Origin of the sequence: Actinomadura physcomitrii, assembly GCF_008923205.2 — a bacterium.
GTDB lineage: Bacteria > Actinomycetota > Actinomycetes > Streptosporangiales > Streptosporangiaceae > Spirillospora > Spirillospora physcomitrii.
The window spans coordinates 79441-88419 of the sequence record NZ_WBMS02000041.1 but is presented as its reverse complement, the minus strand read 5'-3'; the positions used below and the strand labels follow the sequence as shown (position 1 = coordinate 88419).

Genomic DNA, 8979 nt, shown 5'->3' with positions numbered 1-8979 from the left:
TGGCTGTTCGTGATCTGGCACTGCTGGCAGGACCGCGTCCCCTACGACCCCGCCCAACACCGAGCCCTCCAGACCCTCCTCAAACAAGATCAACCCACTGCTGCTTGACACAGGGCTACTCATGCCGCGTCCCGCATGGTCTGGTCGTCCTGGTCGTCGGCTTGGTCCCGCTCGGCGGGGAAGCCTTCGGGAGACAGCGCAACCCCGAAGATCGTCCCCACCTGTCGCCACTTGGCATCCGTCCAGCGCGGGGAGCGCTCGGCCTGGCGCCTGCCCCATGCGATGGCTTCCGGACTGGGTTCCAACCCTGGTCGCTCCTTCTCTCGGCGGAAGGAGCGCGCGGTGTACTCCGGGACCCGAAGCACCTGACGGCGGGCATGCTGACGCCAACCCGTTGGTCAGATGCTTCTCGGCGAGTGGCGTATCTGAGAGAAGTTGTAAGGGCTATCCGTTTGTGAGGCTCTTTATCAGCAGGAACGCCTTCCCGCCTGGGCGCCTGTTCCCGGTGCCGGGGCCCATCCGGCTGGCTGCTGCCTGTGCGTAGGTGCGATGTCGTACGGCTGCCTGTTTGGTGTGAGGTCACCTCACGGGGACCTCGGTGCCGGAGCCGACCCGGCATGCCACTTGCCCGTCACGAAGACGCTCGCGCGACTCCGTGATCAAGAGTGCCACGACGCGACGACAACCAAACCTCCACAAGTCCGCGCCCATAGGGCTTTCCGCGCTGTGAGGGGTTGTCCGTGAGTGACCGGTGGCGTCCGGTGGCGTCTGCTGATGACTGCTGATGACTGGCTGGACAAGTGAAAAATGTGATGCAGACCACACAAAGAAAAACGCCCCAGCGAGGGGCGGTCGGGGGTGCAGCGAGGTTGATCGTCCAGGCGGAGGCTCACTCTTCGTGGTCACGACGAATCTCGGGCTTTACCTGCATGAAGTGAAGTACTATTTGTAGTGGTTCTGCATGGTGACGAACTTTGTCCAGCCGTGCTTCTCGGCCACGTGCTGCGCCTTGGCGAACTGCCACGCGAACATGCTGGACGCGCCTATGTACCGCGCCTTGCCCGCGCGCACCACATCGTGGAGGGCCTCCATGGTCTCCTCGATGGGCGTGTCATAGTCCCAGCGGTGGATCTGGTAAAGGTCCACGTAGTCGGTGCCCAGCCGCCGTAGCGAGTCGTCGATCGCCGCCATGATGTGCTTGCGGGACAGGCCCCTGTCGTTGGGCCCGTCCCCCACGGGAAGGCACACCTTGGTGGCGAGGACGTAGTCCTCCCTGCGCGAGAACAGCTTCGCCAGCAGATGGCCGGTGATGATCTCGCTCACACCGCGCGAGTACATGTCCGCTGTGTCGAAGAACGTCACACCGGCCTCGACCGCTCTGCGGACGATCGGCTCCGCGGCCTCCTCGTCCAGCGCCCACGGGCGCTGCGCGGGGTCGCCGTAGCTCATCATGCCGAGGCAGATCCGCGACACCTTCGTGCCGGTCGTCCCGAGCCGCACCTGTTCCATCGTCGTCTCCTCTCGGTCAGCGCCCCTCCACGGTGCACCGCCGCGCGGACGACCACCAAACCCGCGCGGGCGCAACCGAAATTCGGGCTTCGGGATAGAGGAGGGTGTCAGTCCCCCAGAGTCACGGAGACCCACCATGAAGAGACGCCCATGGCGATGGTGAGCCAGGCCCCCGGCGAGCTGGACGACGCCGAGATCGTGGCGGCGTCGCTGCGCACCCCGGAGGCGTTCGGCGAGCTGTTCCGCCGGCACGCGCCGCGGCTGCACGCCTACGTCAAGCGGCGGCTCGGGTCGTCCCTCGCCGACGACGTCGTGTCGGAGGCGTTCGCGACCGCGTTCCGGCAGCGGGCGAGGTTCGACGGCGGCCGCGAGTTCGGCGCGTGGCTGTGGGGCATCGCCGCCAACCTGATCGCCAGGCACCACCGGCAGGAGACGCGCATGTACCGGGCGTTCGCCCGGACCGGCGCCGACCCCGCCGAGGACGGTGTCGCCGAGGCGGCGGGCGACCGCGCGGCGGCCGCCGCGCTCGGGCCCGCGCTGGCGAAGGCGCTCGCCTCGCTGAACGCGCAGGAACGCGACGCCGTCCTGCTGCTGGCGTGGGGCGAGATGTCCTACGCCGAGATCGCGTCCACGCTCGACCTGCCGCTCGGCACCGTCAAGGCCAAGATCCACCGGGCCCGGAAGAAGCTCCGCAAGGTCCTTCCCGAGGAGACGACGCATGAATGAGATCGACGCCCTGCGGCGGATGCGGACCGCGCTGGCCGAGCAGGAGCGCCCGGAGCGCCTCGCCCTTCGTGTGGACTGGCGGAACGACGCCGTCCGGGAACGCCGCCGGCGCGGGTTCAGGGTGCCGCTGCTGGCGGCGGCGACCGCCACGGCCGTCGCCGCCGGGACGGTCGGCGCCATCGCCCTGCGGCCGGGCGACGGCCGCTCGCCCACCCGGGGCGGGGAGCGGACGATCACGCCCGGCAACGCGCTGCTGGTCGCGGCGGCCAACGCGCAGAAGGCGCCGTCCGGGACGTACTGGCACACCAAGACCGTCATGGGCGAGGTCTACGCGGTCGGCGAGAGCACCGCGAACCATTACAAGATCGATTCGAGGCAGGCGACCGAGGTGTGGACCGACGGGAACGGCCTCAGGCGCGGGTCCCACATCGATATGGCCGACGTGCCCCTGACCCCTCAGGACAAGCAGAAGTGGCAGGCGGCGGGCTCGCCGGGATGGGTCGGCGTCCCGAACCCCGAGGGAGGAGGCGGCGAGGTCCATCTGGACGTCGCGAACCGCTACGGCGGACGGTCGCCCTTCCCGCCGTACACCGAGAAGTTCTACGGCATGACGGCCGGTGAGATCGCCGCGCTGCCCACGCGGCCGAAGGCGCTGGAGGACGTCCTGCTGGGCCTCAAGGGCCACTGGCACGCCGTGTCCGAGGACGGCGAGAAGGAGGAGCCGATCCGCGCCCTGCCGGGGCAGGAGCGGATCCGCGCTCTGACCGACGTCGCCGGTGGTCTGCTGTCCACCGCGCCGGCGCCGCCCAGGGTGCGCGCGGCGGTGTTCCGGATGCTCGCGGCCCAGCCCGGCGTCAGGGCCGAGGGCCCGGGGACCGACCCGCTCGGCCGCCCCGGGACGGTGGTGTCGCTGCCGCTGAAGACGACGGCGCCGCTCGGCATGTACACCGCACCCAAGCAGCTCGGCACCTACCGGCGCCAGTTCATCATCGACCCGGCGAACGGGTCCCTGCTGGCCATCCGCGACCTCACGGCGACCCCGCCCAAGGGGAGCAGGCCGTTGCCTCCCGGGGACGACGGCAAGCCGCGCTCGCTGAAGGCGCGGGACATGCCGGACCGGTTCAACCGTCCGGGCGACCTGGTCTCCTACCAGGCGTTCGAGACCGCCGAGTGGACCAACGCGAACCCCCCTCGCTGACCGCCTGAAGGGCCCGTCCTGCTGGACGGGCCCTTCAGGGTGCCGGGAGGGCGGCGGGAGTGCCGCCTCCGCGACGGCTCAGGCGAAGGCGGAGCACTCCACCGTGGCGCGGCGCTCGGTCATGCCCTGCTGGACCGCCGAGGCCACGCACGCGCGCTGCTTGTCGTTGAGCTGGACCTGGCCGCACCTGGTGACGCTGGAGTAGGTGCGGCAGTCCTGGCGCGCGTTCTGGTCATGGGACGGCTGGGCCGCGGAGGCGCTGCCCACTCCGGCGATCCCGACGACCGCGGCGATCAGCGTCCCGATCATGGCCTTCTTCATATGCCTTCTCCCCCGTCGCATGTATCAGGCAGTCGCATGTATCAGGCAACGACGGCGTACCTCCCCGTGCCCCACACCACAAAACCCGACAAACAGGTAAAAAGCCGATATAGCGGCCGGTCAAGCGCGGACGAACTCGGCGCGGACGCCCAGGAGCCGGACCGGGCGGCGTCCGGTGAAGCCGTCGAGCGCGGCGAGGGCGGCCCGCTCGATCTCCGCCCGTCCGGTCGCCGGCGGCTCCAGCGTCCGGCCGTGGGTCTGGGTAATGAACGGCGCATACCGGACCTTCACCACGACGCGGGCGACCTCCCGCCCATCGCCCGCGACCTCGTCGGCGACCTTCCGCGCCAGGCGGGAGACTTCGCGGCGCACATGCCCCCAATCGTCCAGGTCCTGCTGGTACGTCGTCTCCTGGCCGCGGGAGCGCGGGACGTGCGGCGCGTCGCTCACCGCAGAGTCGTCGAGCCCCCGGGCGAGCAGGACGAGCCAGGGGCCGATCGTCGGTCCCATCTCCGCGGCCAGCGCGGCGGGATCGGCCGCCGCGAGTCCGGCGACAGTGGCGATGCCGAGCCCCCTCAGCCGCTTCGCGGTCTTGGCCCCGATCCCCCAGAGCGCGTCGACCGGACGGTCGCCCAGCACGCCGAACCAGGTCTCGTGGGTGATCCGGAAGACCCCGGCCGGCTTCCCGAAGCCGGTCGCCAGCTTCGCCTGCAGCTTGTTCTCCCCGATGCCCACCGAGCATTCGAGCTTCGTCGCCGCCCTGACCCGGTCCTGGATCTCGCGGGCCACCGCTTCGGGGTCGTCGCCGTCCACCGCGAGGAACGCCTCGTCCCAGCCGAGCACCTCGACGACGGCGCCGAGACCCCGCAGCGCCTCCATCACCCGGCGCGAGACGGCTTCGTAGCGTTCCCTGTCCACGGGGAGGAAGACGGCGTCCGGGCACCGGCGCGCCGCCGTCCGCAACGGCAGCCCCGAGTGCACGCCGTGGGCGCGCGCCTCGTAGGACGCCGTGCTGACCACACCGCGCTTCGTCGGATCGCCGTCACCGCCGACGACGACCGGGCGCCCGCGCAGTTCCGGATGGCGCAGCACTTCGACGGCGGCGATGAACTGGTCCAGATCCACATGCAGGACCCACCGAGCCACACGTCCATTGTCACTCGCGCTTTCGTCCCACGCCGCACCACATGGGGAGCCGCCGGGCCGTGTCGGCGCTGCTCGCAGCCGTGCGGCCGCACCGCCGCCGGGAGCGGGCGCGCGCGCAGAGGCCCCTCCCGGAACGGGAGGGGCCTCTGCGGAGCGGGCGTCCGCGGGCCGGGACGCCGCGGGTGCGGCGTCCCGGGACGGACGTCAGCGGTTGTACTGGCCGAAGTCGTACTCCTCCAGCGGCACGGCCTCGCCGGAGCCCTGCCCGAAGGCGTACTCGGCGCCGTCGTCGTAGGAGCCGACGGAGTACACCGCCGCCTTCGCCTCCTCGGTCGGCTCGACCCGGACGTTGCGGTACTGCGGCATGCCGGTACCGGCCGGGATGAGCTTGCCGATGATGACGTTCTCCTTGAGGCCGAGCAGCGGGTCGCTCTTGGCGTGCATCGCGGCCTCGGTCAGCACCCGGGTCGTCTCCTGGAAGGACGCCGCCGACAGCCACGACTCGGTCGCGAGCGAGGCCTTGGTGATGCCCATCAGGACGGGGCGGCCGGCGGCGGGCGTACCGCCCTCGGCCACGACGTTCCGGTTCGTCTCCTCGAAGATCGGACGCTCCACCAGGTCGCCCGGGAGCAGCTCGGTGTCGCCCGACTCGAGGATGTTCACCCGCTTCAGCATCTGGCGGACGATGATCTCGATGTGCTTGTCGTGGATCGACACGCCCTGCGACCGGTAGACCTCCTGGACCTCCTGCACCAGGTGCAGCTGCACCGCGCGGGGGCCGAGGATGCGCAGCACCTCGTGCGGGTTGATCGCGCCCGCGATGAGCTGCTGGCCGACGTCGACGTGCTCGCCCTCCTTGACCAGCAGCCGGGACCGCATGGGCACCTGGTAGCCGATCTCGTCGGAGCCGTCGTCGGGGACGACGACGACCTTGCGGGTCTTCTCCGTCTCGTCGATCTTGATCCGGCCGGCGACCTCGCTGATCGGGGCCACGCCCTTGGGGATGCGGGCCTCGAACAGCTCCTGGACGCGGGGCAGACCGTGCGTGATGTCACCGCCGGCGACGCCGCCGGTGTGGAACGTCCGCATGGTCAGCTGCGTGCCGGGCTCACCGATGGACTGCGCGGCGATGATGCCGACGGCCTCGCCGACGTCCACCCGCTTGCCGGTCGCCAGCGAGCGGCCGTAGCAGGCGGCGCAGACACCGATCTTCGCCTCGCAGACGAGGGCGCTGCGGGTCCGCACCGACTCCACGCCCGCCTCGACCAGCCGGGTCACCACCGCGTCGGACAGGTCGGTGTCGGCCGGGAAGATGACCGTCCCGTCGACCTCGACGTCCTCGGCGATCGTGCGGCCGATCAGCGCGGTCTCCGAGGTGGCCAGCTTGACCAGCGTGCCGTCCGGCAGCTTCTCGGCGACCTCGAACGGGATCGTCCGGTCGGTGCCGCAGTCCACCTCGCGGACGATGACGTCCTGCGCGACGTCCACCAGGCGCCGGGTCAGGTAACCCGAGTCGGCGGTGCGCAGCGCGGTGTCCGCGAGGCCCTTCCGGGCGCCGTGCGTCGAGATGAAGTACTCGACGACCGACAGCCCCTCGCGGAAGGACGACTTGATCGGCCGCGGGATGGTCTCGCCCTTGGGGTTGGAGACCAGGCCGCGCATGCCGGCGATCTGGCGCAGCTGGAGCGGGTTGCCGCGGGCGCCCGACTGGATCATCATCCAGATCGGGTTGGCCTTCGGGAACGCCTTCTCCATGTCCACCGCGACGTCCGCGGTGGCCTTGTTCCAGATCTCGATGAGCTCCTGCTTGCGCTCGTCGTCGGTGATCAGACCGCGGTTGAACTCGCGCTGCACCTTCTCCGCGCGCGCCTCGTAGCCGCTCAGGATGTCCTGCTTGTTGGGCGGCGTGACGACGTCGTCGATGGAGATGGTCACACCGGACCGGGTGGCCCAGTGGAACCCGGTGCTCTTCAGCGCGTCCAGCGCGCCCGCCACCGCGACCTTCGGGTAGGTCTCGGCCAGCTCGTTCACGATCGCCGACAGCTGCTTCTTGCCGATCTCGTCGTCGACGAACGGGAAGTCGTCCGGCAGCGCCTCGTTGAACAGCGCGCGGCCGAGCGTGGTCTCCAGCCGGTACGGCTGGCCGGGCTCGTAGCCCTCGGGCGCCTGCCAGCCGCGCGGCGGCGGGACGTCCTTCAGCCGGATCTGGATCTTGGCCTGCAGGTCCAGCTCGTGCCGGTCGTAGGCCATGATCGCCTCGGCGATCGAGCCGAACGCGCGGCCCTCGCCGTCGGCGCCGTCCTTCTGCGTCGTCAGCCAGTACAGGCCGATGACCATGTCCTGGGTGGGCATGGTGACGGGCTTGCCGTCCGACGGCTTCAGGATGTTGTTGGTCGACAGCATCAGGATCCGCGCCTCGGCCTGCGCCTCGGCGGACAGCGGCAGGTGCACCGCCATCTGGTCGCCGTCGAAGTCCGCGTTGAACGCGGTGCAGACGAGCGGGTGGATCTGGATCGCCTTGCCCTCGACCAGCTGCGGCTCGAACGCCTGGATGCCGAGGCGGTGCAGGGTCGGCGCCCGGTTCAGCAGCACCGGGTGCTCGGTGATGACCTCTTCCAGCACGTCCCACACGACCGGGCGCGCGCGCTCGACCATCCGCTTGGCGGACTTGATGTTCTGCGCGTGGTTGAGGTCGACCAGCCGCTTCATCACGAACGGCTTGAACAGCTCCAGCGCCATCTGCTTGGGCAGGCCGCACTGGTGCAGCTTCAGCTGCGGGCCGACGACGATGACCGAGCGGCCGGAGTAGTCGACGCGCTTGCCCAGCAGGTTCTGCCGGAACCGGCCCTGCTTGCCCTTGAGCATGTCGGACAGCGACTTCAGCGGACGGTTGCCGGGCCCGGTGACCGGGCGGCCGCGGCGGCCGTTGTCGAACAGCGCGTCGACGGCCTCCTGCAGCATCCGCTTCTCGTTGTTGACGATGATCTCGGGCGCGCCGAGGTCGAGCAGGCGCTTGAGCCGGTTGTTGCGGTTGATGACCCGGCGGTACAGGTCGTTCAGGTCGGAGGTCGCGAAGCGGCCGCCGTCCAGCTGCACCATCGGACGCAGGTCCGGCGGGATCACCGGGATGCAGTCCAGCACCATGCCGAGCGGGCTGTTGCGGGTGTTGAGGAACGCCGAGACGACCTTCAGCCGCTTGAGGGCGCGGGCCTTCTTCTGGCCCTTGCCGGTGCGGATGATGTCGCGCAGCTTCTCGGCCTCGGCGTCGAGGTCGAAGTTCTGCAGCCGCGCCTGGATGGCCGCGGCGCCCATGCCGCCCTCGAAGTACTTGCCGAACCGGTCGCGCATCTCGCGGTAGAGCAGCTCGTCGCCCTCCAGGTCCTGGACCTTGAGGTTCTTGAACCGGCTCCACACCTCGTCGAGGCGGTCGAGCTCGCGCTGCGCGCGGTCGCGCAGCTGCTTCATCTCCCGCTCGGCGCCGTCGCGCACCTTGCGCTTCTGGTCGGCCTTCGCGCCGGCCTCCTCCAGCTCCGCCAGGTCGCCCTCCAGCTTCTGCTGGCGGGCCTCGACCTGCGCGTCGCGGGCCTGCTCGATCTGCTGGCGCTCCACGGAGATGTGGGCCTCCAGCGTCGGCAGGTCGCGGTCGCGGCGCTCGGCGTCCACGCTGGTGATCATGTAGGCCGCGAAGTAGATGATCTTCTCGAGATCCTTCGGGGCCAGGTCCAGCAGGTAGCCGAGGCGCGACGGGACGCCCTTGAAGTACCAGATGTGCGTGACGGGCGCGGCCAGCTCGATGTGGCCCATCCGCTCACGGCGCACCTTGGCGCGGGTCACCTCGACGCCGCAGCGCTCGCAGATGATGCCCTTGAACCGGACGCGCTTGTACTTGCCGCAGTAGCACTCCCAGTCCCGGGTCGGGCCGAAGATCTTCTCGCAGAAGAGCCCGTCCTTCTCCGGCTTGAGGGTCCGGTAGTTGATCGTCTCCGGCTTCTTCACCTCGCCGTGGGACCACTGGCGGATGTCGTCGGCGGTCGCCAGGCCGATGCGAAGCTCGTCGAAGAAGTTGACGTCAAGCAACT

The 8979-nt window shown here is 70.0% G+C and carries 6 protein-coding genes and 1 pseudogene; 2 read left to right on the top strand and 5 right to left on the bottom strand.

The annotated features are described in order from the left end of the window. Positions 1–119 precede the first annotated feature (119 nt). Together F8568_RS36685 and F8568_RS36680 are read right to left on the bottom strand one after the other, a co-directional pair. The gene (locus F8568_RS36685; protein WP_151598230.1) at positions 120–305 is read right to left on the bottom strand and encodes a hypothetical protein; all 186 of its coding nucleotides are present in this window, start codon (positions 303–305) and stop codon (positions 120–122) included. A gap of 643 nt (positions 306–948) precedes the next feature. Further along, positions 949–1509 (bottom strand): annotated as a pseudogene (locus F8568_RS36680) (aldo/keto reductase); the annotation flags it as partial. Positions 1510–1659: 150 nt separating this feature from the next. On the opposite strand from F8568_RS36680, the gene F8568_RS36675 reads away from it, so the two are divergent. Further along, positions 1660–2235: an RNA polymerase sigma factor gene (locus tag F8568_RS36675; RefSeq protein ID WP_151598229.1), complete on the top strand. Its 576-nt coding sequence runs from the start codon at positions 1660–1662 to the stop codon at positions 2233–2235. Next, positions 2228–3433 carry a CU044_5270 family protein gene (locus F8568_RS47210; RefSeq protein WP_151598228.1) on the top strand — a complete coding sequence of 402 codons (1206 nt, stop codon included), beginning with the start codon at positions 2228–2230 and terminating at the stop codon, positions 3431–3433. Before F8568_RS36675 ends, F8568_RS47210 begins: the two co-directional genes overlap by 8 nt. Positions 3434–3511: 78 nt before the next feature. Here the strand turns inward: F8568_RS47210 and F8568_RS36670 are convergent, their stop codons facing one another. The 3 genes from F8568_RS36670 to F8568_RS36660 form a co-directional block, all read right to left on the bottom strand. Next, complete coding sequence (locus tag F8568_RS36670; RefSeq protein ID WP_151598227.1) at positions 3512–3754, bottom strand: hypothetical protein; 243 nt, start codon at positions 3752–3754, stop codon at positions 3512–3514. Between the two features lie 120 nt (positions 3755–3874). Continuing rightward, the gene (locus tag F8568_RS36665; RefSeq protein WP_151598226.1) at positions 3875–4900 is read right to left on the bottom strand and encodes a DNA polymerase IV; all 1026 of its coding nucleotides are present in this window, start codon (positions 4898–4900) and stop codon (positions 3875–3877) included. A gap of 204 nt (positions 4901–5104) precedes the next feature. After that, the gene (locus F8568_RS36660; protein ID WP_151598225.1) at positions 5105–8977 is read right to left on the bottom strand and encodes a DNA-directed RNA polymerase subunit beta'; all 3873 of its coding nucleotides are present in this window, start codon (positions 8975–8977) and stop codon (positions 5105–5107) included. Positions 8978–8979 lie beyond the last annotated feature (2 nt).